Here is a 23,029-nt window from a genome sequence, read left to right on the forward strand (position 1 = left end):
GTCGAAGGTATCGGCGGTGAGTTCCTGCATGTCGAACACCGCGAACGCGGTGCTGTCGACGGGGATGCCGGCCATGACGCGACAGATGCCTTACTTGGGGCCGGGCGGCTATCTGCTCGGCCCGAAGCTGATCGAACTCGGCACGATTGCGCTCGAACAGATGCCGCTCACGCAGGTTGCGCGTCCGCATCTGGAATCGCTCGCCGAACTCACGCACGACACGATCCACCTCGGCGTGCGCGACGGCGACGACGTGCTGTACATCGACAAGATTCCCGGCACGCGCGGCCTCGAAATGCGCTCGCGCGTCGGCCACCGGATGCCGCTCGCCTCCACTGGTATCGGCAAGGCGATGATGCTCGACCTCGTGCCCGACCAGTGGCAGTCGCTGTTCGACGCGTCGCGCCGCGCGCTAGCAGGCATGAGCTTCAAGCCCGACAACCGCCCCGACCAGCAGACCTTCATGCAGCGCATGACGCACTACTCGGCGGGCGGCTTCACGTTCGACCTGGAAGAGAACGAAGCGTCGATCCGCTGCGTCGCGGCGCCCGTGCGCGACGCGTCGGGTTCGATCGTCGCGGCGCTGTCGGTGGCGAGCACGATTCCGTACATGTCGCTCGAGCGGATGGACGAACTGATCCCCGTCGTGCAGCGCGAAGCGCGTGCCATTTCGGAAGAGCTAGGCTGGCGCGTTCCGCAACCGACTACCCGCAGGATCAAACGATGACTCAGACGGGCTCGACCCTGTCCCCGGCACAGACCCAGCACGCGGGCAGCGCTGCATTGATCGCGCTCGATTGGGGCACGACGTCGCTGCGCGCGTATCTGTTCGACGCGAATGGCGCGGTGCTCGACACGCGCGCGTCGACGGCGGGCATCATGAATCTGCCGCGCCCGGCAGCGGAAGGCGGCTTCGATGCCGCGTTCGACAGTGCCGTCGGCGGGTGGCTCGACCGCGCGCCCGGACTGCCCGTGATCGCCGCCGGCATGGTGGGCAGCGCGCAGGGCTGGAAGGAGGCGCCGTATGTGAACGCGCCTGCCAGCGCCGAAGCGCTCGTCGACGGCATCGTGCGCGTGCAGACGGCGCGCGGCGTCACGTTGCACATCGTGCCCGGCGTGCTGCAGAACGGCGAACTGCCCAACGTCATGCGCGGCGAGGAAACGCAGATTTTCGGCGCGCTCGCATGCGCGCAAGCATCGGCGGCCGGCAGCGGCGCGCTGATCGGCCTGCCCGGCACGCATGCCAAATGGGTGATGGTGCGCGATGCGCGGATCGAGCGCTTCGACACCTTCATGACGGGCGAAGTGTTCGCCGCGTTGTCGGAGCACACCATTCTCGGCCGCACGATGACCACGCCCGACCGCCCCGACACGGGTGCCTTCCTGCGCGGCGTGCGCGTCGCGCGCGACGAGGGCAAGGCGGGGATGCTGGCGACCATTTTCAGCACGCGCACCCTCGGCCTCACGGGGCAACTGACGCGCGAGCAGCAGCCGGACTATCTGTCGGGGCTGCTGATCGGTCACGAACTGAGCGGCCTCGAGGCGTCGCTCGCACAGCAGCAAACGACGCTCGCCGGCACCGCATTGAAGCTGATCGGCAACGAGGCGTTGTGCGAACGATATCGGCTCGCGCTGGCGCAGTTCGGCTGTCAGCAGGCGGAACTCGTCAAAGAGGCGACGGAGCGCGGCTTGTGGCGCATCGCGACGCAAGCGGGTCTCGTCGGCGAAACGCCGGGCGCGGCCCAGGCGGCGCAAAAAGCGAGCTGACGCATCCGGCAACACACGAAAGGAATCGCCATGCAACTCGACCTGAATCTGCCCGCACCGTACCAGCCGCACGCCGGCCTGATGGCCGCTTTCGAAGCGTGCCCGCTCGTCGCGATCCTGCGCGGCATCACGCCCGCTGACGCCGCCGATCACGGCCGCGCCTTGTATGAAGCGGGCTTTCGCATCATCGAAGTGCCGTTGAATTCGCCGGACCCGTTCGACAGCATCGCGGCCATCCGCCACGCGCTGCCTGCCGACGCCATCATCGGCGCGGGTACGGTGCTGCGCGGCGAACTCGTGCACGACGTGAAAGCGGCGGGCGGCGAGCTGATCGTGATGCCGCACAGCGACCCCGAAGTGGTGACGACGGCGAAGTCGCTCGCGATGGCGTGCGCGCCTGGCGTCGCGACGATGACGGAAGCATTCGTCGCGCTGAAGAACGGCGCCGACGTGCTGAAGATGTTCCCCGCCGAGCAGCTTGGCTGCCAGGTCGTGAAGGCGTGGCGCGCGGTGCTGCACAAGGACGTGCCGCTGTTGCCCGTGGGCGGAATCGCGCCGGACAACATGGGGCCGTTCCTGAGCGCGGGCGCCAACGGCTTTGGCCTCGGCTCGGCGCTCTACAAGCCCGGCCAGCCGGCGACGTCGACGGCCGCGCACGCGAAGGCTTTCATCAACGGGCTGCGCATCGCGCGCGCCGGCGTGAAGAAATGAACCGCCTGCAAGGCAAAGTCGCGCTGGTGACGGGCGCGGGACGCGGAATCGGCGCGGCGATCGCGACGGCGTTCGCACGCGAGGGCGCCGCTGTCGTGCTCGCCGAACTCGACATCGAAACGGCGCAGCGCACGGCCGCCGAGATCGCCTCGCTCGCGGTCGCAAACGAGCGGCAAGACGCTCGCGGTGCAGACGGACGTCACGCAAGCGGCGTCCGTGCAGCGCGCGGTGCGCGAAGCGGAAAAGGCGTTCGGCCCAGTCGACGTGCTCGTGAACAACGCCGGCATCAACGTGTTCTGCGACCCGCTGACCATGACCGACGACGACTGGCGCCGCTGTTTCGCCGTCGATCTCGACGGCGTGTGGAACGGCTGCCGCGCGGTGCTGCCGGGGATGGTGGCGCGCGGCGCGGGCAGCATCGTGAACATCGCGTCGACACACTCGTTCAAGATCATTCCGGGCTGCTTCCCATATCCCGTCGCGAAGCATGGCGTGATCGGGCTCACGCGCGCGCTCGGCATCGAGTACGCGCCGCGCAACGTGCGCGTGAATGCGATTGCGCCGGGTTACATCGAAACGCAGTTGACGCGCGACTGGTGGAACGGCCAGGCCGATCCCGCCGCCGCGCAACAGGCCACGCTCGACCTCCAGCCGATGAAGCGCATCGGCAAGCCGGAAGAAGTGGCGATGACGGCTGTCTTTCTCGCGTCGGACGAAGCGCCGTTCATCAACGCGAGCTGCATTACCGTCGATGGCGGGCGCTCGGCGCTGTATCACGACTGAAGCGCGACTGACGCAAGACTGAAGTCACAAAGAACAAAGCAGTAGCGAAGGAAACAGAAAAGCAGCAAAGCCGCCTCGACGAAGGGGCGACGGTGTGAACCGCCTGACGCGCTGGCCGCGTGTGTCGATGGCGGTACAAGAAGACGCGGCCAATACCTTCTCGTTACTCATTAGTCAGGAGACACGCATCATGAAACGCAGAATTTTCCTCACGCTGGCAGCAGCGGCGACGGCGGTGCTCTTCAACGGCCCCGTCGCGCAAGCCGCCGACCAGGTCAAGATCGGCTTCCTCGTGAAGCAGCCGGAAGAACCGTGGTTCCAGGACGAGTGGAAGTTCGCCGAGCAGGCAGCGAAGGAAAAGGGCTTCACGCTGGTGAAGATCGGCGCGCCGTCGGGCGAGAAGGTGATGAGCGCGATCGACAACCTCGCTGCGCAAAAGGCGCAGGGCTTCGTGATCTGCACGCCGGACGTCAAGCTCGGACCGGGCATCGTCGCGAAGGCGAAGGCTGACAACCTGAAGATGATGACGGTCGACGACCGTCTCGTCGACGGCGCAGGCAAGCCGATCGAGTCGGTGCCGCACATGGGCATCTCGGCTTACAACATCGGCAAGCAGGTTGGCGAAGGCATCGCGGCTGAAATCAAGAAGCGCGGCTGGGACATGAAGGACGTCGGCGCCATCGACGTGACCTACGAACAGCTGCCGACGGCGCATGACCGCACGTCGGGCGCCACCGACGCGCTGCTCGCAGCCGGTTTCCCGAAGGCCAACATCATCGCCGCGCCGCAAGCGAAGACCGACACGGAAAACGCGTTCAACGCCGCCAACATCGCGCTGACGAAGAACCCGAACTTCAAGCACTGGGTCGCTTACGGCCTGAACGACGAAGCCGTGCTCGGCGCCGTGCGCGCAGCGGAAGGCCGCGGCTTCAAGGCCGACAACATGATCGGCATCGGTATCGGCGGCTCGGACTCGGCACTCAACGAGTTCAAGAAGCCGGCGCCGACGGGCTTCTTCGGCACGGTCATCATCAGCCCGAAGCGCCACGGCGAGGAAACGTCGGAACTGATGTACGCGTGGATCACGCAAGGCAAGGAACCGCCGAAGCTCACGCTGACGACGGGCATGCTGGCCACGCGCGACAACGTCGGCGAAGTGCGTGAAAAGATGGGTCTCGCATCGAAGTAAGCGAAGCGAGTGCGCGTGAGTGCCGTCGCGGCACCCATGCGCGGCGCGCGCCGGGTCGGCATGAGCGGCGTGCGCCGGGTCGGCATGAGCGGCGCGCGCGAACGGTATCTGACGCAACAGAAGCAGAAGGGCAAGCCGTCGTGCGGGCGAAGTCAGAAGGCCGCGCATGCACGAAGGTTCAATCGAAGCAACAGGAGGCAAAGTGTCAGCGACGCTGCGTTTTGACAATATCGGCAAGGTGTTTCCAGGCGTGCGTGCGCTCGACGGAATTTCTTTCGACGTGCACGCCGGCCAGGTGCATGGCCTGATGGGCGAAAACGGCGCAGGGAAATCGACCCTGCTGAAAATTCTGGGCGGTGAATATCAGCCGGACTCCGGCCGCGTGTTGATCGACGAAAACGAAGTGCGCTTCACGAACGCGGGCGCGTCGATTGCGGCGGGTATCGCGGTGATACACCAGGAACTGCAATACGTGCCGGATCTCACGGTGTCCGAGAACCTGCTGCTCGGCCGCTTGCCGAACACGGTCGGCTTCGTGAAGAAGAGTGACGCGAAGCGTTTCGTGCGCGAGCAGCTCGCGGCAATGGGCGTCGATCTCGATCCGAACGCGAAGCTGCGCAAGCTCTCCATCGCGCAACGGCAGATGGTCGAAATCTGCAAGGCGCTGATGCGCAACGCGCGCGTGATCGCGCTCGACGAACCGACCAGCTCGCTGTCGCATCGCGAAACAGAAGTGCTGTTCAAGCTGGTGCGCGACCTGCGCGCCGACAACCGCGCGCTGATCTACATCTCGCACCGGATGGACGAGATCTATCAGTTGTGCGACGCGTGCACGATTTTCCGCGACGGCCGCAAGGTGGCGTCGCATCCTTCTCTGGAAGGCGTGAGCCGCGACACCATCGTCAGCGAAATGGTGGGCCGCGAAATCTCCGACATTTATGGTTACCGGCCGCGCGATCTCGGCGAGGTGCGCTTCTCGGCGAAAAACATCGAGGGCCATCCGCTTGCCGAGCCCGCGAGCTTCGACGTGCGGCGCGGCGAGATCGTCGGCTTCTTCGGTCTGGTGGGCGCGGGCCGCAGCGAACTGATGCACCTGATTTACGGCGACGACCCGAAGAAGGGCGGCGAACTCGTGCTCGACGGCAAGCCGATCAAGGTGAAGAGCGCAGGCGAAGCGATCCGCCAGGGCATCGTGCTGTGCCCGGAAGACCGCAAGGAAGAAGGCATCGTCGCGATTGCGTCGGTGGCTGAGAACATCAACATCAGCTGCCGCCGTCACTATCTGAAGGCGGGGCTGTTTCTCGATCGCAAGAAGGAAGCGGAGACGGCCGACCGCTTCATCAAGCTGCTGAAGATCAAGACGCCGAGCCGCCGCCAGAAGATCCGCTTTTTGTCGGGCGGCAACCAGCAGAAGGCGATTCTGTCGCGCTGGCTCGCCGAACCGGATCTGCGCGTGGTGATTCTCGACGAGCCGACGCGCGGCATCGACGTCGGCGCGAAGCACGAGATCTACAACGTGATTTATGAACTCGCCGAGCGCGGCTGCGCGATTGTGATGATTTCGTCGGAACTGCCGGAAGTGCTGGGCGTGTCCGACCGCATCGTCGTGATGCGCCAGGGGCGCATTTCCGGCGAGCTGCCGCGCAGCGCCGCCACCGAGCAATCGGTGTTGAGCCTCGCGCTGCCGAAGAGTTCGACGACGGCTCAGGCGGCCTGAACGCCCGCGCCGCGTGACACGATAGCCGTACGACATCTGTAACTGACGGGACCTGCAACTGTCCTGTAACCCGTGGGGAACGGGAGGAGTGAACCAAATGCAAGCCAGAGAAAACCTCGCGCAACAGGCCGCCAAGAGCGCCGCCGACGCGCTGATTCCGCAAGCCAGCGACAAGCAGAAGTGGTGGCAGCAGATCACGGAGTACAGCCTGATCGTGATCTTTGCCGTGATGTTCATCACGATGTCGCTGACCGTCGATCACTTTTTCTCGATCGAAAACATGCTGGGCCTCGCGCTGTCGATTTCGCAGATCGGCATGGTCGCGTGCACGATGATGTTCTGTCTCGCGTCGCGCGACTTCGATCTCTCCGTCGGCTCGACGGTCGCGTTCGCGGGCGTGCTGTGCGCGATGGTGCTCAACGCGACGGGCAACACGTTTATCGCGATCATTGCGGCCGTGGTGGCCGGTTCGGTGATCGGCTTCGTCAACGGCGCCGTGATTGCGTACCTGCGCATCAACGCGCTGATCACGACGCTCGCGACGATGGAAATCGTGCGCGGCCTCGGCTTCATCGTGTCGCACGGTCAGGCGGTGGGCGTGTCGTCGGATACGTTCATCGCGCTCGGCGGCCTTTCGATGTTCGGCGTGTCGCTGCCTATCTGGGTGACGCTGGTGTGCTTCATCGTGTTCGGCGTGATGCTGAATTCGACGGTGTACGGCCGCAACACGCTAGCCATCGGCGGCAATCCGGAAGCGTCGCGTCTGGCGGGTATCAATGTTGAGCGCACGCGCGTCTACATCTTCCTGATTCAAGGTGCCGTAACGGCGTTGGCGGGCGTGATTCTCGCGTCGCGTATCACGTCGGGCCAGCCGAATGCGGCCGAAGGCTTCGAGCTGAACGTGATTTCGGCGTGCGTGCTGGGCGGCGTGTCGCTGCTCGGCGGCCGCGCGACGATTTCGGGCGTGGTGATCGGCGTGCTGATCATGGGCACCGTCGAAAACGTGATGAACCTGCTGAACATCGACGCGTTCTACCAGTACCTCGTGCGCGGCGCGATCCTGCTCGCGGCTGTGTTGCTGGACCAGTTGAAGAACCGCGGTTCGCGTGACTGACGCGAGCAACCTGCACTCCATGTCAGAAGAAGGAAACCGAACGATGTCGTCTCCCGCCAACGCGAGCGCGCGCGACGCGCACAACCCGCACACCCATTACGCGCGCTATCCGAGCCTCGTGGACCGCACGGTGCTCATCACGGGCGGTGCGACGGGCATCGGCGCGTCGTTCGTCGAGCATTTCGTGGCGCAGGACGCGCGCGTCGCGTTCTTCGACATCGACGAAACGGCGGGCGACGCGCTCGCCGATCAACTCGGCGATTCGCGCCACAAGCCGCTTTTCCTGCGCGTCGATCTGACGGACATCGACGCACTGAGAAAAGCGATCGCCGACGTGCGCGCGGCGCTCGGCCCGATTGCCGTGCTGGTGAACAATGCGGCGAACGACAAGCGTCACAAGATCGAAGACGTGACGCCCGAATCGTTCGACGCGGGCATCGCCGTCAACATCCGTCACCAGTTTTTCGCGGCGCAGGCCGTCGCGGAAGACATGAAGGCGGCCAAAGGCGGCTCGATCATCAACCTCGGTTCGATCAGCTGGATGCTGAAGAACGGCGGCTTTCCCGTCTACACGCTGTCGAAGTCGGCGGTGCAGGGGCTCACGAAGGGGCTCGCGCGCGATCTCGGTCCCTTCAACATTCGCGTCAACGCGCTGGTGCCCGGCTGGGTGATGACGGAGAAGCAAAAGCGCCTGTGGCTCGACGACGCTGGCCGGCTCGCGATCAAGCAGGGCCAGTGCATCGAGGGCGAGTTGCTGCCCGAAGACCTCGCGCGTATGGCGCTCTTCCTCGCCGCCGACGACAGCCGCATGATCACCGCGCAGGACATCATCGTGGACGGAGGCTGGGCATGAGCGACGCAGTCACGAACGGTCAGGCGGCACTGCTCGTCGATTCGAAGTGCACGTTGGGGGAAGGCGCGACGTGGGACGCGCGCGCGGGCCTCTTCTACTGGACCGATATCGAAGGTGCGCGCCTGTGGCGCTACGATCCGCGCGATGGCCGCAGCACGTTCTGGCGCATGCCCGAGCGGCTGTCCACGTTCGCGTTGTGCGCCGATCCGCATTACATGCTGTTGGGTCTCGCGTCGCGGCTCGCTTTCTTCGACCTTGCGACGGGTGAGATCGAGCAGATCGTCGATGTCGAGCCGGGCATGAACACGCGCGTCAACGACGGCCGTTGCGACCGTCAGGGGCGCTTCGTGTTCGGCACGAAGGACGAGGCATCGCCGGTGCAGCCCATCGGCGGCTTCTACCGGTTGAATCACGATCTGTCGCTGGAAAGATTGCCATTGCCAGCGCCCGCAATTTCGAACAGTATCGCGTTCAGTCCCGACGGCGCGACGATGTACTTCTGCGATTCGCCGACGCTCGAAATCCGCGCGTGCGATTACCACGCGGACGGCAGCGTGACCAACGAGCGCCTGTTCGTGAAGCTGACGGACAAGACGGGCGAGCCGGACGGCTCGGCCGTCGATAGCGAAGGCGGCCTGTGGAACGCGCAGTGGGGCGGACGGCGCGTCGTGCGCTACGATGCGCTCGGGGTGGAAACCGAGCGCATCGATGTGCCGACGGCGCAGCCCAGCTGCGTCGCGCTGGGCGGCGCGCAACTTGCCACGCTGTATGTGACGAGCGCGCGCGTCGGTCTCGATGCTAAGGCGCTGGCGGGCGACACGCGTGCCGGTGGCGTGTACATCGCGACGCAACGTCGACGCGGCTTGCGGGAGCCGGTGTTCAAGGGCTCGCCGGCGTTGCGGGCGTCGAAGCCGTAACCGGCCGATGTCGGCAACTGTCGCCCAGGCCGGAAACCGAAGCAACCGAAGCAACCGAAGCAACCGAAGCAGGGCAGTCGCAGCATGCAACAAAGACCCAAGAGGCGGCCGCAGCGTCGCGCCGCCCGCATAAGCCGCCGTCCGTTCTTCAAAGGGCAGACGGCGCTGTCCGATGCCTCTCGTGGGAGTTTGATATGACTGTCGCGGATTCCGCTGTCCCGTCTTCTCCACAATCCCGCGCGCGCCGCGCACGCCTCGCGGCCGCCGTGCAGCCGGTGCTGGCCGGACCGAGCACGTCGGCCGTGGCCGTGGGCTCGACCAACGCCGCGTCGGGCGACGTCGCATGCGTGACGCTCGCGAATTCACTCTTGAGACTCGATGTCGTGCCGTCGCTCGGCGGCGGCATCACGCGCTTCGACTTTCGCAACGAAGGCACGCTGGTGCCAGTGTTCAGACGCTGCCGTCATGTCGCGGCCAATACGGATGCGAACGAACTCGCCTGCTACTCGCTGCTGCCGTATTCGAACCGGATCGGCGGGGGTCAATTCCGGCTCGGCGAGCGCGCGATCGACGTGCCGTGCAACCGCGCGGGCGAACCGCTGCCGATTCACGGCGACGGCTGGCTCGCGAAGTGGGACGTGGCCGCGGCGGACCAGGAAAGCGTCACGCTGACGCTCGACCTGCGCGACGGCAAGCCGTATGCGTATCGCGCGACGCAAACCTACACGCTCGACGGCGCGACGCTCGTCATCACGCTCGAAGTCGAAAACACCGGCCGCGACGCGATGCCGTTCGGGCTGGGCGTGCATCCGTTTCTGGTGCGCGACGCCGACACGCAACTGTCGGCGGCGGCGGCGGGCCTGTGGCTCTCCGGCGACGACTGGCTGCCCGTGCGCCATGTGCCCGTGCCGCCCGCGTGGCAATTCGGCGTCGCGTATCCGTTGCCGCGTAGCGTCGTCAATCATGCGTTCACGGGCTGGAGCGGACACGCGACGGTCGTGTGGCCGAAGCGGCGGCTGTCGCTGACGATGTCGGCGAATACCGAGTACTACATTCTTTACACGCCGGCGTCGAAGGACTTCTTCTGCTTCGAACCCGTCGATCACCCGATCAACGCGATGAACCTGCCGGGCGGCGCGGCCGCCAACGGCATGACGATGCTCGCGCGCGGCGAGCGGCTCGTGCGCTCGTTCAGCTTCGCCGTCGAGCGCACGGGTCTGCGCGCGGTCGCGGGCGGGCGCGGGGCGAAGCGGGGCTAACTTCGCCGCTCATGGCGTGCCAATTGTGCGACTGAGTGCGCGGCTACCTGCGCGACCAGATAGCGCGACGCGGCCCGCGCCCGGGCGGGCTCACATCGTCCGGCGCGAGTAAAATACGCGCCTCATCCGTCACCGAAGCGCCGCGAGATTTTCCATGTCCACATTCATCCAGACGCTCGACCACGCATGGCACACGACCCAATCGCTGCTGTGCGTCGGCCTCGATCCTGAGCCGTCGAAGTTTCCCGGCGCCTACGCCAACCGTTCGGACGCGATCTTCGACTTCTGCAAGAAGATCGTCGATGCGACCGCGCCGTATGCGTCGTCCTTCAAGCCGCAAATCGCGTACTTCGCCGCGCATCGCGCGGAAGAGCAGCTCGAACAGCTGATCGCGCACATTCATCTGAAGCATCCCGCTCTGCCCGTGATTCTCGATGCGAAGCGCGGCGACATCGGCAGCACGGCCGAGCAGTACGCGCGCGAAGCATTCGACCGCTATCGCGCGGACGCCGTCACGGTGAATCCGTACATGGGCTTCGATTCGATCGAGCCGTATCTCGAACACGATGGCAAGGGCGTGATCGTGCTGTGCCGCACGTCGAACCCGGGCGGCTCGGACCTGCAGTTTCTCGAAGCGGGCGGCCGTCCGCTGTATCAGACCGTCGCGCAACTCGCGGCGCAAAAGTGGAACGCGAAAGGGCAACTCGGGCTCGTGGTCGGCGCGACGTTCCCGAAGGAAATCGAAGTGGTGCGCGGCATCGTCGGCGATATGCCGCTGCTGATTCCGGGCATCGGCGCGCAAGGCGGCGACGTCGAGGCGACCGTGAAGGCGGGACGCACGGCGGCGGGAACGGGCATGCTGATCAACTCGTCGCGCGCGATCCTCTACGCAAGCAAGGGCGACGACTGGGTGGAAGCCGCGGCGCAAGCGGCGAAAGATACGCGCGATCGCATCAACGCGTTTCGCTGACGTGCGCTGAGTCGGGCGTGCCGAGCCGGTTGTGCTCAGCGGCCGGCCCGAGTCTGATGATCCGATCCCGATGCTGCGGATACTCGCGCAGCAGTGATTCGACGTCGGCAATCTCGAACTCGCTGAATTCGAACCCCGGCGCGACCGTGCAGCCGACGAGCGCCATATTCGCCGCACCGTTTGCCTCGTCGCACTGGGCGGCGAACCATCGGCCGGCGGGCACGACAGCCTGAAAGACACAATCGGGATGCTCGAGCGCATTGCCGAGCCGATGCACGGCGAGCGCGCCATCGTCGTCGAGCACGTAGACGTTCACCGGATCGCCGGCGTAGAAGTGCCAGACCTCGTCGGAGCGAATCCGATGCCACGCGGAATGCGCGCCGTCGCAGAGCAGGTAGTAGATCGCCGTGGACGCCGAGCGCCGATCGGCGGAGCCGTCGCGGCGCACGACATGCGCCGCACGATACGTCTCGCGAAAGAAGCCGCCTTCGGGATGCGGTTGCAGATCGAAGCGGCGAATCAGTTCGTCGCGGTCGTGACGCGTGGCCATCTGCGTTTTAGCGTTCGCGTTCGTCGAGCAGGGTCAGAAGGCCGCGCAATGCATGAGTCGCGGCCTGCACCCGCACGCGCTCGCGATCGCCCTTGAACACCAGCGTCTCGACGAGGGTGTGAAGCCGGTTGCTCCATCCAAAGCAGACCATGCCGACGGGTTTCGTCTCCGTGCCGCCGCCGGGCCCGGCGACGCCCGTAATCGACACGGCCACCTGCGCGCGCGAATTGCGCAGCGCGCCTTCGACCATCGCCCGCGCCACGGGCTCGGACACCGCGCCGTGCTTGTCGATCAGATCGGCGGGCACGCCGATCATCTCGCTCTTTGCCTGGTTCGAATACGTAACGAAGCCGCGCTCGAACCAGCCGCTGCTGCCGGAAATATCGGTGATGGCCGTCGCGACCATGCCGCCCGTACAGGATTCGGCCGTGGCAAGCATCAGCCGCTCGTCCCGCAGACGATTGCCGACGCGAATGGCGAGTTGGTGAACGACGGAATCGGTAGGCATGCTGGCCTCGGGTAGGAGACGTGACGAGAGGAGGAAAACGTCAGACCGACATCCGCCAGAGCGCAATCACGAGCAACGTGAAAAACGCCGCGACGAGATCGTCGAACATGATGCCAAAACCACCTTTCAGTCTGCGGTCGAAATAACGGATGGGGGGCGGCTTGACCATGTCGAAGAAGCGGAACACGACGAAGGCCCACAGCTGGCCGGTGAAATCGGCGGGCGTCACGATCAGCAGCACTAGCCAGAACGCGACGATTTCGTCCCACACGACGCACGACGGATCTTCAATGCCGAGCCTGTTCGCCGTGAAGCTGCAGATGCCGATGCCGGCGACGAACCCGGCCACGATCAGAATGCCCCATTCGATGACCGTGAGCCGCGCGCTGAACGCAGCGAACGACGCCCACGCGAACAGCGTGCCGATCGTGCCGGGCGCGACGGGCGACAGGCCGCTGCCGAAACCCAGCGACAGAATATGCAGCGGATGCGACAGCATGAAGCGCGCACTCGCGCGTCGCGGCTTCGGCGCGCGCGGCTTGCCTTGCGGCTCGCCGTTCGAGGTTGCGCTGGAGATACCGTCGCGCGCGGCGCCTGACGCGTCCGACGAACCGGGTTGTCCGCCCGTTGGCGCGTCGGAGAAACTGCCGGCGGGGCCAAACGAGGATTCATTCTGCATGGAAATGATCGAAGCCTTGCAACGTCAAAGTAAGGGGAGCGCCCGACGCATCGTGCCACACGATCATGGGCGCTGCGGTGGAAACCGCGCCTGCCGGATCGGGCGCAGTTATTGTACCGATGCGCGTCACGGGCACGCGCGCCTGTTGACCTGCCGCAACGACGGCTTCGCGTAAGGTGGACGGCGCGGTGAAGCACAGTTCGTAGTCGTCGCCGCCCGCGATCGTGCAGCGCCGCTGAACGTCGGCGGGAAGGCGGCGCAGCGCGTCGGAACGCGGCAGCGCGTCGGCATCGACGGACGCATTCACCTGCGAGCGCTCCAGAATGTGCATCAGGTCGCCCGCAAGACCGTCCGAGACGTCGAGCGCGGCCCGCGCGATGCCGCGCAGCGCGAGGCCCAGCGCGATGCGCGGCTCGGGCCATTCCATGGCGCGGCGGAATGTCGCAGCGTCGGTGGCATCGGCGGTCCATTCGCCGCGCTGCACGCCGAGGCTCGCGCGCGCGTCGCCCAGCGTGCCCGAGACCCAGATGTCGTCGCCGGGCTGCGCGGCGTCGCGGCGCAGCGCCGCTTGCGGCGGCACCGAGCCGAACACAGTGATGCACAGATTCAGCGGCCCGCTCGTCGTGTCGCCGCCGACCAGTTCGCAGCCCTGACGCCCGGCCAGCTCGAACAGGCCGTCGCTGAATGCCGAGAGCCAGTCGGCGTCGGCCTTCGGCAGTGAGAACGCCAGTGTGAACGCCTGCGGCTTCGCGCCCATCGCCGCGAGGTCCGACAGGTTCACGGCGAGCGCCTTGTGTCCGAGCGCCTTCGGATCGACATCGGGGAAGAAATGGCGGCCTTCGACCAGCATGTCCGTCGAAATGGCGAGCATCTCGCCGGCGGGCGGCGCGAGCAGCGCGCAGTCGTCGCCGATTCCGAGGGCGGCCCCTTGCGGATGAGGCAAAGCGGACGCGCGGCGCGCGAAGAAGCGGTCGATCAGCGAAAACTCTGAGAGCATAACCAGGCGTGAAGTGCGAAAAGCGGTCGGGCGAGATCGGTCGATATGCGTAACGAAGCGCGTAACGAACGGCATGACAAACCGTGTAACAGATCGTGTAACAAGCCGTGGAACAAGCGGGAACAGGCGCGAACACGACGTCAAACGCGTGCATTGTAGTCGCGGCATCGGTCGGGACCATGCTGTGTGCCTGCCTTTCACGCGCTTTCAGTCGCGGCAGCTGCACCCGGATTGCAGGGTTCGACTTTTGGGATTGGCGCTACAATGCGATCGAACATCTATTCTAATCCGCACTTCCAAGTCCGCTTATGTCGACTCCCGTCAATACCAAACTCCGCGAAGCCGCTCTCGATTATCACGAATTCCCGACCCCCGGGAAGATCGCGATCGCGCCCACCAAGCAGATGATCAACCAGCGCGACCTCGCGCTGGCGTACTCGCCGGGCGTCGCGTTCGCGTGCGAGGCGATCGTCGAGAACCCGTTGAACGCCGCCCGCTTCACGGCGCGCAGCAACCTGGTCGGCGTCGTGTCGAACGGGACGGCCGTGCTCGGCCTCGGCAACATCGGGCCGCTCGCGTCCAAGCCCGTCATGGAAGGCAAGGCCGTGCTGTTCAAGAAGTTCGCCGGCATCGACGTGTTCGACATCGAGCTGAACGAGACCGACCCGCACAAGCTGGTCGAGGTGATCGCCGCGCTGGAGCCGACTTTCGGCGGCATCAACCTCGAAGATATCAAGGCACCCGACTGCTTCATCGTCGAGCGCGAATGCCGCAAGCGCATGAAGATTCCCGTCTTCCACGACGACCAGCACGGCACGGCCATCGTCGTCGCGGCGGCGGTGACCAACGGCCTAAAGGTGGTCGGCAAGAGCATCAAGGAAGTCAAGCTGGTTGCGTCGGGCGCGGGCGCGGCGTCGCTGGCCTGTCTGAACCTGCTCGTCGATCTCGGCCTGCCGCTCGAAAACATCTTCGTGACCGACCTGGCGGGCGTGGTCTACAAGGGCCGCACGGAACTGATGGACCCGGACAAGGAGCGCTTCGCGCGCGAAACGGACGCGCGCACGCTGTCGGAAGTGATGAGCGGCGCGGACGTGTTCCTCGGTTTGTCGGCAGGCGGCGTGCTGAAGCAGGAGATGGTCAAGCAGATGGCCGACAAGCCGCTGATCCTCGCGCTCGCCAATCCGACGCCCGAAATCCTGCCGGAACTGGCGCTCGAAGTGCGCCCGGACGCCGTGCTCGCCACAGGCCGCACCGACTATCCGAATCAGGTCAACAACGTTCTGTGCTTCCCGTTCATCTTCCGCGGCGCGCTCGACGTCGGCGCGACGGTGATTACGAAGGAAATGGAAATTGCCGCAGTCAACGCGATTGCTGAGCTTGCCCGCCAGGAACAGTCTGACATTGTCGCGACCGCTTACGGGATTCAGGATCTGTCGTTCGGTCCGGAATATTTGATCCCGAAGCCGTTCGATCCTCGCCTGATCGTCCAGATCGCGCCCGCCGTTGCGCAGGCGGCGATGGATTCGGGCGTCGCGACGCGTCCGATCGAGGACATGGAGGCGTACAAGCAGCATCTGCAGCAGTTCGTCTATCACAGCGGCACCACGATGAAGCCGATCTTCCAGCTGGCGCGCGGCGTCGAGCCGGAGAAGAAGCGCATCGTGTTCGCGGAGGGCGAGGAAGAGCGCGTGCTGCGCGCGGTGCAGATCGTCGTCGACGAAAAGCTCGCGAAGCCGATCCTGATCGGCCGACCGGCCGTGATCGAGCAGCGCATCGCGAAGTACGGCCTGCGGCTCGTGAACGGCCAGGACTACACGATCGTCAACACGGACCACGACGAGCGCTATCGCGATTTCTGGCAGACGTATCACAAGATGATGTGCCGCAAAGGCTTCACCGAGCAGATGGCGAAGCTGGAAATGCGTCGCCGCACGACGCTGATCGGCTCGATGCTCGTCACGAAGGGCCACGCTGACGGCATGATCTGCGGCACGGTAAGCACGACGCATCGTCACCTGCACTTCATCGATCAGGTGATTGGCAAGAAGGACGGCGCGAAGGTCTACGCCGCGATGAACGCGCTGGTGCTGCCCGGCCGGCAGATTTTCCTCGTCGACACGCACGTGAATGTCGATCCGAGCGCGGAAGAGTTGGCCGAGATCGCGATCATGGCGGCCGAAGAAGTGCGCCGCTTCGGTATCGAGCCGAAGATCGCGCTCCTGTCGCACTCGAACTTCGGTACCAGCAATGCCCCTTCTGCGCAGAAAATGCGCGATGTGCTGGCTATCTTGCAGGAACGCGCGCCGCATCTGCAGGTGGACGGCGAGATGCACGGCGACCTCGCGCTCGACGCCAACCTGCGCAAGGAAATCCTGGCCGAGTCGACGCTGGAGGGCGACGCGAACCTGCTGGTGCTGCCGAACATCGACGCCGCGAACATCTCGTACAACCTGCTGAAGACGGCGGCCGGCAACAACATCGCGATTGGGCCGATCCTGCTGGGCGCGGCCAAGCCGGTGCATGTGCTGACCCCGTCGGCGACGGTTCGCCGGATCGTCAACATGACGGCGCTGCTCGTCGCCGATGTGAACGCGGCGCGTTAACTCCGCGCATTCTCCCGTTGCTGGCGATTTCGCCAGCGCGGGCAAAAAAAAAGCGTGCCCGCAATGGGCACGCTTCCAGATGATGGCCGGGAATGAGGCCATCCTGCAAAAGGCCGACGTGTGACAGCGCCCGCAGCACGCGGACCGTCCGGACGACGAGGCATGAAAGCCGTCCCAACATCTGCCTGAAGGTAAGTCTATCTCGCTCGAGATAACGCCTGCGTTGAAATTCGTCAAAACCGATGTCGGCAGCCGGGCAATTTCGCCCCGGCCGGTCTTTCGTCTGACTAAAGAACATTGATTCCAAAAGACATTAGCGATACCCTTACGTCTTTCATGGTCGTCAAACTCGTTAGTCAACAGCGGGAATTCTGATTCATGGCACGCAGGTGGCTTCGCGACGGCGTGCTGATCGCCGCCTTGATGGCCGGCGGTCTCGCCGGCGGCGGCGTGTCCACCGGCGCATTGGCCAGACAGGCTCAGCAGGAACAGGTCGGCGGCACCGTTGCGCTGGCGCAATTGCCGCCGGAGGCCGTCAAGACATTGAACTTGATTGCAGCCGGCGGGCCTTACCCGTATGAAAAGGACGGCGTCGTATTCGGCAATCGTGAGCGGTTGCTGCCTTCGCACCGGCGCGGCTATTACCACGAATACACCGTTCCCACGCCAGGCGCCCGTGATCGCGGCGCCCGCCGCATTGTCTGTGGAGGGCCGCTCAGGCGGACCGACAACTGTTATTACTCAGACGACCACTACACCAGTTTCAATCGCATCATTGAATGACATCGGGATAATCGGCATGAGCGACAACATCTACGCGCACGACTCGAAAGTCGCGACGGATCTTTTCGCGGCCGGCGACGGCAATCTGTTTCAGCGCGTCATGCAGATGCGCGATGCCGGCCAGGCCCGTGACGACCAGAACGAAGCCAGTACGGGCCTTTCATCGGAAGAGGAGCGCATGAGTCTTTTCCAGACCGTACGACCGAACATCGTGCAATCGATCCGCGCGTTTCGCGTACAGGATCTCGCCGACGAGGCGAACCGGCTTGGTCAGCATTTTCTTTATGCCTATGTCGGCAATGCGCAGTCCAAGCAGGAAGTCATGGAGACGATTGCGACGTCGTTCCTGTTTCCGAAGCACTTTGGCAAGAACTACGACGCGCTCTACGACTCGCTGACCGATCTGGTCCACAAGGCGGGCGCCCAGCCGGGTTTCGTGATCGTGCTCGAAGCATTGCCAATTGCCATCAAGTTCGACAAGGAAGCGCGCGAAACGCTGCTCGACGTATTCCGCGAGGCGGCCGAGTTCTGGGCGGAGCGCAAGGTCGCGTTCCGGGTTTTCTACTCCTTCGCGTGAGTTGTATGCAGATGACGACGCGTTCGTCGCAGTAAGCTGACGTCGTCTGATTCGCACCGAAATGAGAAAGGCCCGCCTTCTGGCGGGCCTTTCTCATTTGGAGGCCCGGGCGGAACGCTTCTGCGCCCAGGCCGCGCTGTCGATCCGCTGTCGCTTACCAGCCGCCCCAGCGCGCGGCCAGCGCGGACAGCACCGCGATTCCCGCCGTTTCCGTGCGCAGCACGCGCGGGCCAAGTCCCACGGCCATGAAGCCGTGGCTCGAGGCGGCAGCTTCTTCGGCAGCCGAAAAGCCGCCTTCAGGGCCGACCAGCACCAGCGCGCGCACCTTGGGCGGGTTAGCGGGCAGCGCCGAGAACGGCACGCTTGCGCGCGGCGATAGCAGCAGCCGCAATTCGCCGTCCACGGGATCTTTTGGCATCGAGCCGAGCCACGTCGCCAGTTCGCGCGTCGGCATCACTTCGGGCAGGCGGTTGCGCCCGCATTGCTCGCACGACGCCTGCACGATCCGCTGCCAGTGCACCTGGCGTCGCTGCGCGCGTTCGCCGGCAAGGCGCACCACGCTCCGTGTGGTCGTGAGCGGCACGAACTCGGACGCGCCGAGTTCCGTCGCCTTTTCGATCAGCCAGTCCATCTTGTCGCTGCCGGCGATCCCTTGTGCGAGCGTCAGCTGATACGGCGGCTCCGCCTCGACATCGCGAAAATCGCCGATCCGCACAAGGGTGCCGTGTCGGTCCATCTCGACTATTTCAGCGCCGAATTCGCCGCCATTGCCGTTGAAAAGGCTCACTGTGTCGCCGGGTTGCAGACGCAGGACGCGGACGTGCCGGTTGACTTCGTCCGGCAGGGAAACGATGTCGTCGGTTCGGAACGGGGTGCCGACGAAAAAGCGAGGCATAAGGGAAGTTCTCATTCACTCAAGACAGATGGCAGGCTAGCGCCCAGCGATAGCCGTCGGGATCTTCGATCTGGGCGAAACGATCTCCCCAGAACTGATCTTGCGGCTCGCTCAGCGACCTGGCGCCGGCCGCGACGGCCCGCGCATAAACGGCGTCGACGTCGTCGACATACAGATAAAACGATTGAGGTGCCGTCGTGCCCGCGCTTTTCGGCGTTTTTGCCGTCGAGCCGAACGCGCCCTCAGGGGCGAACATCACGATCAACTGATCCTGATAGGTCATTTCGACATGCATCACGGCGCCGTCGTCATGCACGCTGTCCCGGACATGAAAACCGAACGCCGCTTCGAAGAAGGCGATGGACGTATGCGCATCGCGAACCGTCAGATACGGCGTCAGCCACGGGACGCCGGCTGGGCGTGGGGCAGTCATCGGACTCTCCTGTAGCAGTGGGTCGTTGGCGCCATCGCCCTCGGCCGGTTTTCGCCGTGATGGCGGCCCCTGCCGGAGAAGCGATGAATTTTGCAGCAGTCTCAAAGCGAACGCTTTAAGAATCGGCTTAGTTTATCGTCTGATACGCGATGAATGGCGAACAATCAAGCCCCGGGCGACATTTCCAGGCGTGGCGCGGCGGCGGATTTCGGCAACGTGGCGGCACGAAAATCGCGCGATTCATCAAGTGTTTGCGCTTTCGCACGGGCGGCGCGAAGGCGCGTCGATGCACGCCCGATCGCTCGGGAACGCCCGTCCTATGGCCGAAAGCGAGCGCGGCTATCTGTTAGAATATCCCGCTTTGCAGCCCTGTCCGTTTGCTCTGCCCGCCTCGCGTCTCCCGGCGCCGCACCGTGCGCCGGAGCAGATCGGCCGCCGGGCTCCCGGACCCCCAACGGCGCCTTCCGCTTTTTGGACCATTCTCCGGAATCGACATGACGACCTCGTCTCCCGCCCCCACCTCCCTGATGGCCAACGCGATCCGCGCGCTGTCCATGGATGCCGTTCAACAAGCGAATTCCGGTCACCCCGGCATGCCGATGGGCATGGCCGAGATCGGCGTTGCACTGTGGTCGCGGCACCTGCGTCACAACCCGAGAAATCCGCACTGGGCCGACCGCGACCGCTTCGTGCTGTCCAACGGTCACGGCTCGATGCTGCTGTATTCGCTGCTGCATCTGACGGGCTATGACCTGCCGATGGAAGAGCTGAAGAACTTCCGTCAGCTGCACTCGAAGACGCCGGGTCACCCCGAGTACGGCATCACGCCGGGCGTCGAAACCACGACGGGCCCGCTTGGCCAGGGTCTGGCGAACGCGGTCGGCATGGCGCTCGCCGAGTCGCTGCTCGCAAACGAATTCAACAAGCCGGACGCGAAGATCGTCGATCACCACACGTACGTGTTCGTCGGCGACGGCTGCCTGATGGAAGGCATTTCGCACGAAGCCTGCTCGCTCGCGGGCGTGCTGAAGCTGAACAAGCTGATCGCGTTCTACGACGACAACGGCATTTCGATCGACGGCGAGGTGGTGCACTGGTTCCACGACGACACGCCCAAGCGCTTCGAAGCGTACGGCTGGAACGTGATTCCGGGCGTGATCGGCCATGACGTCGACGCCGTCGACGCCGCCATCAAGAAAGCCAAGCAATCGGACAAGCCCACGCTGATCTGCTGCAAGACGGTGATCGGCGAAGGCTCGCCGAACAAGGCGGGCACGCACGACGTGCACGGCGCGGCGCTCGGCGAGAAGGAAGTTGCCGCTGTGCGCGAGAAGCTCGGCTGGCACTATCCGCCGTTCGTGATTCCGGAAGAAGTCTACGCAGCGTGGGACGCGAAGGAGTCGGGCGCGAAGTTCGAAGGCGCATGGAACGACGCGTTCGCCGCTTATCAGGCGAAATACCCGCAGGAAGCGGCCGATTTCGCGCGCCGCATGGACAACAAGCTGCCCGCAGATTGGGCGGAGAAGGCGCAGGCGATCATCGCCGCCGCGAACGAGCGCGCCGAAACCATCGCCACGCGCAAGGCCTCGCAGCAAACCATCGAAGGGCTCGCAGCCGTCCTGCCCGAACTGCTCGGCGGCTCGGCCGACCTGACGGGCTCGAACCTGACCAACTGGAAGGCGGCGAAGTACGTGCGCGTAGGCGAGCAGGGCGCGGCGGGCAACTACGTCAACTACGGCGTGCGGGAATTCGGCATGAGCGCGGCCATCAACGGCCTCGCGGTGCACGGCGGCCACAAGGCGTTCGGCGGCACGTTCCTGACGTTCTCGGACTACAGCCGCAACGCGCTGCGTGTCGCCGCGCTGATGAAGTCGCCGTCCATTTTCGTGTTCACGCACGATTCGATCGGTCTCGGCGAAGACGGTCCGACGCACCAGTCGATCGAACATGTCGCGAGCCTGCGTCTGATTCCGCACATGCAGGTGTGGCGTCCGGCGGATACCGTCGAAACGGCCGTCGCGTGGACCCAGGCTGTCGAGCATCATGGCCCGTCGTGCCTGATCTTCAGCCGCCAGAATCTCGCGTTCAATCCGCGCACGGAGCAGCAGATCGCGAACATCGCGAAGGGCGGCTACGTGCTGAAAGACTGGAACGACGACATTCCCGCGCGCAAAATCATCCTGATCGCGACGGGTTCGGAAGTCGAACTGGCGATGAAGTCGGTTGAAGCGCTCGCGCGCGAAGGCATTGCGGCGCGCGTCGTGTCGATGCCGTCCACCACGGCCTTCGACAAGCAGGACGCCGAATACCGCGAACGCGTGCTGCCGCATGGCGTGCGCCGTGTCGCGATCGAAGCGGGCGTGACGGATTTCTGGCGCAAGTACGTGGGTCTGGAAGGCGGCGTCGTGGGCATCGACGTGTTCGGCGAGTCGGCCCCGGCAGGTGCGCTGTTCAAGTATTTCGGCTTCACCGTCGAGAAGGTTGTCGAGACGGCGAAGGCCGCGCTCGGCTAATCAGGGCAAACGCGCGTCGTGCGCAGGCGCTGGCAGGCAGCATGCGCACGACGACTCCGCATCGAACCGCCGAAGCATCAAGCAAGCATTTTTTCAGTCATCAGGAGATAAACATGACGATTCGCGTCGCAATCAACGGCTATGGCCGGATCGGCCGCAACACGCTGCGTGCCTTCTATGAAAACGGCAAGAAGCATGACCTCGAGATCGTCGCGATCAACGACCTGGGCGATGCCAAGACCAACGCGCACCTGACGCAGTACGACACGGCGCACGGCAAGTTCCCGGGCGAAGTGAGCGTCGACGGCGAGAACCTGATCGTCAACGGCGACAAGATCCGCGTGCTGGCTAACCGCAACCCGGCTGAACTGCCGTGGGGCGAGCTGGGCGTCGACGTCGTGATGGAGTGCACGGGCTTCTTCACGACGAAGGAAAAGGCGAGCGCGCACATCAAGGGCGGCGCGAAGAAAGTGATCATCTCGGCGCCGGGCGGCAAGGACGTCGACGCGACGATCGTCTACGGCGTGAACCACAACGTGCTGAAGGCCGAGCACACGGTCATCTCGAACGCATCGTGCACGACGAACTGCCTCGCGCCGCTCGTCAAGCCGCTGAACGACAAGATCGGCCTGGAAACGGGTCTGATGACCACGATCCACGCGTACACGAACGACCAGGTGCTGACGGACGTCTACCACGAAGACCTGCGCCGCGCGCGCTCGGCCACGCACAGCCAGATCCCGACCAAGACGGGCGCTGCGTCGGCTGTCGGCCTGGTGCTGCCGGAACTGAACGGCAAGCTGGACGGCTACGCGATCCGCGTCCCGACCATCAACGTGTCGATCGTCGATCTGTCGTTCATCGCCAAGCGCGACACGACCGTCGATGAAGTCAACGCGATCATGAAGGAAGCATCGGAAGGCGCGCTGAAGGGCATCCTCGGCTACAACTCGGCGCCGCTGGTGTCGATCGACTTCAACCACAACCCGGCTTCGTCGACGTTCGACGCGACCCTGACCAAGGTGTCGGGCCGTCTGGTCAAGGTGTCGAGCTGGTACGACAACGAGTGGGGCTTCTCGAACCGCATGCTGGATACGGCCGTCGCGTTCGCCAACGCGAAGTAAGCATTCCGCCAGCCGAGTTCAAGAACGCAAAAAAGCCGCTCTTCAGAGCGGCTTTTTTTATGCGCGGCTCAGCTTCGTAAACGGGCT

At 64.7% G+C, this 23,029-nt stretch carries 21 protein-coding genes and 1 pseudogene; 16 read left to right on the forward strand and 6 right to left on the reverse strand.

The window, feature by feature from the left end:
* The 11 genes and pseudogenes from H3V53_RS19270 to pyrF form a co-directional block, all read left to right on the forward strand.
* On the forward strand, positions 1-727 hold a 727-nt coding region (locus H3V53_RS19270), incomplete at its 5' end, for an IclR family transcriptional regulator (RefSeq protein WP_336599340.1).
* The gene (locus H3V53_RS19275; protein WP_336599341.1) at positions 724-1,767 is read left to right on the forward strand and encodes a 2-dehydro-3-deoxygalactonokinase; all 1,044 of its coding nucleotides are present in this window, start codon (positions 724-726) and stop codon (positions 1,765-1,767) included. The genes H3V53_RS19270 and H3V53_RS19275, both read left to right, overlap by 4 nt.
* 30 nt (positions 1,768-1,797) lie before the next feature.
* Positions 1,798-2,478: a 2-dehydro-3-deoxy-6-phosphogalactonate aldolase gene (locus H3V53_RS19280; RefSeq protein WP_336599342.1), complete on the forward strand. Its 681-nt coding sequence runs from the start codon at positions 1,798-1,800 to the stop codon at positions 2,476-2,478.
* Positions 2,475-3,261: pseudogene (locus H3V53_RS19285) on the forward strand (SDR family oxidoreductase). Before H3V53_RS19280 ends, H3V53_RS19285 begins: the two are co-directional and overlap by 4 nt.
* 190 nt (positions 3,262-3,451) lie before the next feature.
* Entirely contained in the window at positions 3,452-4,450 is a 999-nt protein-coding gene (locus H3V53_RS19290; protein WP_054918925.1) for a substrate-binding domain-containing protein, read from the forward strand.
* A 202-nt stretch (positions 4,451-4,652) separates the two neighbouring features.
* Positions 4,653-6,167, forward strand: coding sequence for an L-arabinose ABC transporter ATP-binding protein AraG (gene araG, locus H3V53_RS19295; protein ID WP_336599343.1), 1,515 nt, complete (start codon positions 4,653-4,655; stop codon positions 6,165-6,167).
* Between the two features lie 97 nt (positions 6,168-6,264).
* On the forward strand, positions 6,265-7,281 hold the full coding sequence (gene araH, locus H3V53_RS19300) for an L-arabinose ABC transporter permease AraH (RefSeq protein ID WP_054918868.1): 1,017 nt from the start codon (positions 6,265-6,267) through the stop codon (positions 7,279-7,281).
* 43 nt (positions 7,282-7,324) lie between these two features.
* Complete coding sequence (locus H3V53_RS19305) at positions 7,325-8,134, forward strand: SDR family NAD(P)-dependent oxidoreductase (RefSeq protein ID WP_336599344.1); 810 nt, start codon at positions 7,325-7,327, stop codon at positions 8,132-8,134.
* Positions 8,131-9,051 (forward strand): SMP-30/gluconolactonase/LRE family protein, encoded by a 921-nt coding sequence (locus tag H3V53_RS19310; RefSeq protein WP_336599345.1) that lies wholly within the window; start codon positions 8,131-8,133, stop codon positions 9,049-9,051. The genes H3V53_RS19305 and H3V53_RS19310 overlap by 4 nt, the downstream gene beginning before the upstream one ends.
* 194 nt (positions 9,052-9,245) lie before the next feature.
* Entirely contained in the window at positions 9,246-10,310 is a 1,065-nt protein-coding gene (locus H3V53_RS19315; protein ID WP_336599346.1) for an aldose 1-epimerase, read from the forward strand.
* A gap of 154 nt (positions 10,311-10,464) precedes the next feature.
* Positions 10,465-11,280 (forward strand): orotidine-5'-phosphate decarboxylase, encoded by an 816-nt coding sequence (pyrF, locus tag H3V53_RS19320; RefSeq protein ID WP_054918882.1) that lies wholly within the window; start codon positions 10,465-10,467, stop codon positions 11,278-11,280.
* Here the strand turns inward: pyrF and H3V53_RS19325 are convergent.
* The 4 genes from H3V53_RS19325 to thiL are packed head-to-tail and all read right to left on the reverse strand — an operon-like array spanning position 11,264 to position 14,014.
* Positions 11,264-11,830 carry a cupin domain-containing protein gene (locus H3V53_RS19325; protein WP_336599347.1) on the reverse strand — a complete coding sequence of 189 codons (567 nt, stop codon included), beginning with the start codon at positions 11,828-11,830 and terminating at the stop codon, positions 11,264-11,266. The two genes, pyrF and H3V53_RS19325, sit on opposite strands and share 17 nt — an antisense overlap.
* Before the next feature lie 7 nt (positions 11,831-11,837).
* Positions 11,838-12,338, reverse strand: coding sequence for a CinA family protein (locus tag H3V53_RS19330; RefSeq protein WP_336599348.1), 501 nt, complete (start codon positions 12,336-12,338; stop codon positions 11,838-11,840).
* 40 nt (positions 12,339-12,378) lie between these two features.
* On the reverse strand, positions 12,379-13,017 hold the full coding sequence (locus H3V53_RS19335) for a phosphatidylglycerophosphatase A family protein (RefSeq protein WP_336599349.1): 639 nt from the start codon (positions 13,015-13,017) through the stop codon (positions 12,379-12,381).
* Positions 13,007-14,014, reverse strand: coding sequence for a thiamine-phosphate kinase (gene thiL / locus H3V53_RS19340; protein WP_336599350.1), 1,008 nt, complete (start codon positions 14,012-14,014; stop codon positions 13,007-13,009). The genes H3V53_RS19335 and thiL overlap by 11 nt, the downstream gene beginning before the upstream one ends.
* Before the next feature lie 308 nt (positions 14,015-14,322).
* Between thiL and H3V53_RS19345 the strand changes: the two genes are divergently transcribed.
* The 3 genes from H3V53_RS19345 to H3V53_RS19355 all read left to right on the forward strand — a co-directional run bounded on the left by H3V53_RS19345 (position 14,323) and on the right by H3V53_RS19355 (position 17,977).
* Positions 14,323-16,617: an NADP-dependent malic enzyme gene (locus H3V53_RS19345; RefSeq protein WP_336599351.1), complete on the forward strand. Its 2,295-nt coding sequence runs from the start codon at positions 14,323-14,325 to the stop codon at positions 16,615-16,617.
* A gap of 378 nt (positions 16,618-16,995) precedes the next feature.
* Positions 16,996-17,400, forward strand: coding sequence for a ribonuclease (locus H3V53_RS19350; protein ID WP_336599352.1), 405 nt, complete (start codon positions 16,996-16,998; stop codon positions 17,398-17,400).
* A gap of 16 nt (positions 17,401-17,416) precedes the next feature.
* Entirely contained in the window at positions 17,417-17,977 is a 561-nt protein-coding gene (locus H3V53_RS19355; protein WP_336599353.1) for a barstar family protein, read from the forward strand.
* 154 nt (positions 17,978-18,131) lie between these two features.
* Here H3V53_RS19355 and H3V53_RS19360 read toward each other — a convergent pair whose 3' ends face one another.
* Both H3V53_RS19360 and H3V53_RS19365 read right to left on the reverse strand, forming a co-directional pair.
* Positions 18,132-18,872, reverse strand: a complete 741-nt coding sequence (locus H3V53_RS19360; protein ID WP_336599389.1) for a 16S rRNA (uracil(1498)-N(3))-methyltransferase — start codon at positions 18,870-18,872, stop codon at positions 18,132-18,134.
* 19 nt (positions 18,873-18,891) lie between these two features.
* On the reverse strand, positions 18,892-19,305 hold the full coding sequence (locus H3V53_RS19365; RefSeq protein WP_336599354.1) for a VOC family protein: 414 nt from the start codon (positions 19,303-19,305) through the stop codon (positions 18,892-18,894).
* 494 nt (positions 19,306-19,799) lie between these two features.
* On the opposite strand from H3V53_RS19365, the gene tkt reads away from it, so the two are divergent.
* Together tkt and gap are read left to right on the forward strand one after the other, a co-directional pair.
* The gene (tkt, locus tag H3V53_RS19370) at positions 19,800-21,818 is read left to right on the forward strand and encodes a transketolase (protein WP_336599355.1); all 2,019 of its coding nucleotides are present in this window, start codon (positions 19,800-19,802) and stop codon (positions 21,816-21,818) included.
* A gap of 113 nt (positions 21,819-21,931) precedes the next feature.
* Complete coding sequence (gap, locus tag H3V53_RS19375) at positions 21,932-22,942, forward strand: type I glyceraldehyde-3-phosphate dehydrogenase (protein WP_012401972.1); 1,011 nt, start codon at positions 21,932-21,934, stop codon at positions 22,940-22,942.
* Positions 22,943-23,029: the final 87 nt, after the last annotated feature.

The sequence above is a fragment of the Paraburkholderia bengalensis genome (assembly GCF_037126505.1).
Lineage (GTDB): Bacteria > Pseudomonadota > Gammaproteobacteria > Burkholderiales > Burkholderiaceae > Paraburkholderia > Paraburkholderia bengalensis.

What these genes read in the sequence shown, in the direction of transcription:
- H3V53_RS19350 (WP_336599352.1), top strand. Translation starts at nt 16,996, where the DNA reads ATGGCACGCAGGTGGCTTCGCGACGGCGTGCTGATCGCCGCCTTGATG.
- H3V53_RS19365 (WP_336599354.1), bottom strand. Translation starts at nt 19,305, where the DNA reads ATGACTGCCCCACGCCCAGCCGGCGTCCCGTGGCTGACGCCGTATCTG.
- H3V53_RS19275 (WP_336599341.1), top strand. Translation starts at nt 724, where the DNA reads ATGACTCAGACGGGCTCGACCCTGTCCCCGGCACAGACCCAGCACGCG.
- H3V53_RS19280 (WP_336599342.1), top strand. Translation starts at nt 1,798, where the DNA reads ATGCAACTCGACCTGAATCTGCCCGCACCGTACCAGCCGCACGCCGGC.
- H3V53_RS19330 (WP_336599348.1), bottom strand. Translation starts at nt 12,338, where the DNA reads ATGCCTACCGATTCCGTCGTTCACCAACTCGCCATTCGCGTCGGCAAT.
- H3V53_RS19325 (WP_336599347.1), bottom strand. Translation starts at nt 11,830, where the DNA reads ATGGCCACGCGTCACGACCGCGACGAACTGATTCGCCGCTTCGATCTG.
- H3V53_RS19290 (WP_054918925.1), top strand. Translation starts at nt 3,452, where the DNA reads ATGAAACGCAGAATTTTCCTCACGCTGGCAGCAGCGGCGACGGCGGTG.
- gap (WP_012401972.1), top strand. Translation starts at nt 21,932, where the DNA reads ATGACGATTCGCGTCGCAATCAACGGCTATGGCCGGATCGGCCGCAAC.
- araH (WP_054918868.1), top strand. Translation starts at nt 6,265, where the DNA reads ATGCAAGCCAGAGAAAACCTCGCGCAACAGGCCGCCAAGAGCGCCGCC.
- H3V53_RS19315 (WP_336599346.1), top strand. Translation starts at nt 9,246, where the DNA reads ATGACTGTCGCGGATTCCGCTGTCCCGTCTTCTCCACAATCCCGCGCG.
- H3V53_RS19310 (WP_336599345.1), top strand. Translation starts at nt 8,131, where the DNA reads ATGAGCGACGCAGTCACGAACGGTCAGGCGGCACTGCTCGTCGATTCG.
- H3V53_RS19305 (WP_336599344.1), top strand. Translation starts at nt 7,325, where the DNA reads ATGTCGTCTCCCGCCAACGCGAGCGCGCGCGACGCGCACAACCCGCAC.
- tkt (WP_336599355.1), top strand. Translation starts at nt 19,800, where the DNA reads ATGACGACCTCGTCTCCCGCCCCCACCTCCCTGATGGCCAACGCGATC.
- H3V53_RS19335 (WP_336599349.1), bottom strand. Translation starts at nt 13,017, where the DNA reads ATGCAGAATGAATCCTCGTTTGGCCCCGCCGGCAGTTTCTCCGACGCG.
- H3V53_RS19355 (WP_336599353.1), top strand. Translation starts at nt 17,417, where the DNA reads ATGAGCGACAACATCTACGCGCACGACTCGAAAGTCGCGACGGATCTT.
- H3V53_RS19345 (WP_336599351.1), top strand. Translation starts at nt 14,323, where the DNA reads ATGTCGACTCCCGTCAATACCAAACTCCGCGAAGCCGCTCTCGATTAT.
- H3V53_RS19360 (WP_336599389.1), bottom strand. Translation starts at nt 18,872, where the DNA reads ATGCCTCGCTTTTTCGTCGGCACCCCGTTCCGAACCGACGACATCGTT.
- thiL (WP_336599350.1), bottom strand. Translation starts at nt 14,014, where the DNA reads ATGCTCTCAGAGTTTTCGCTGATCGACCGCTTCTTCGCGCGCCGCGCG.
- pyrF (WP_054918882.1), top strand. Translation starts at nt 10,465, where the DNA reads ATGTCCACATTCATCCAGACGCTCGACCACGCATGGCACACGACCCAA.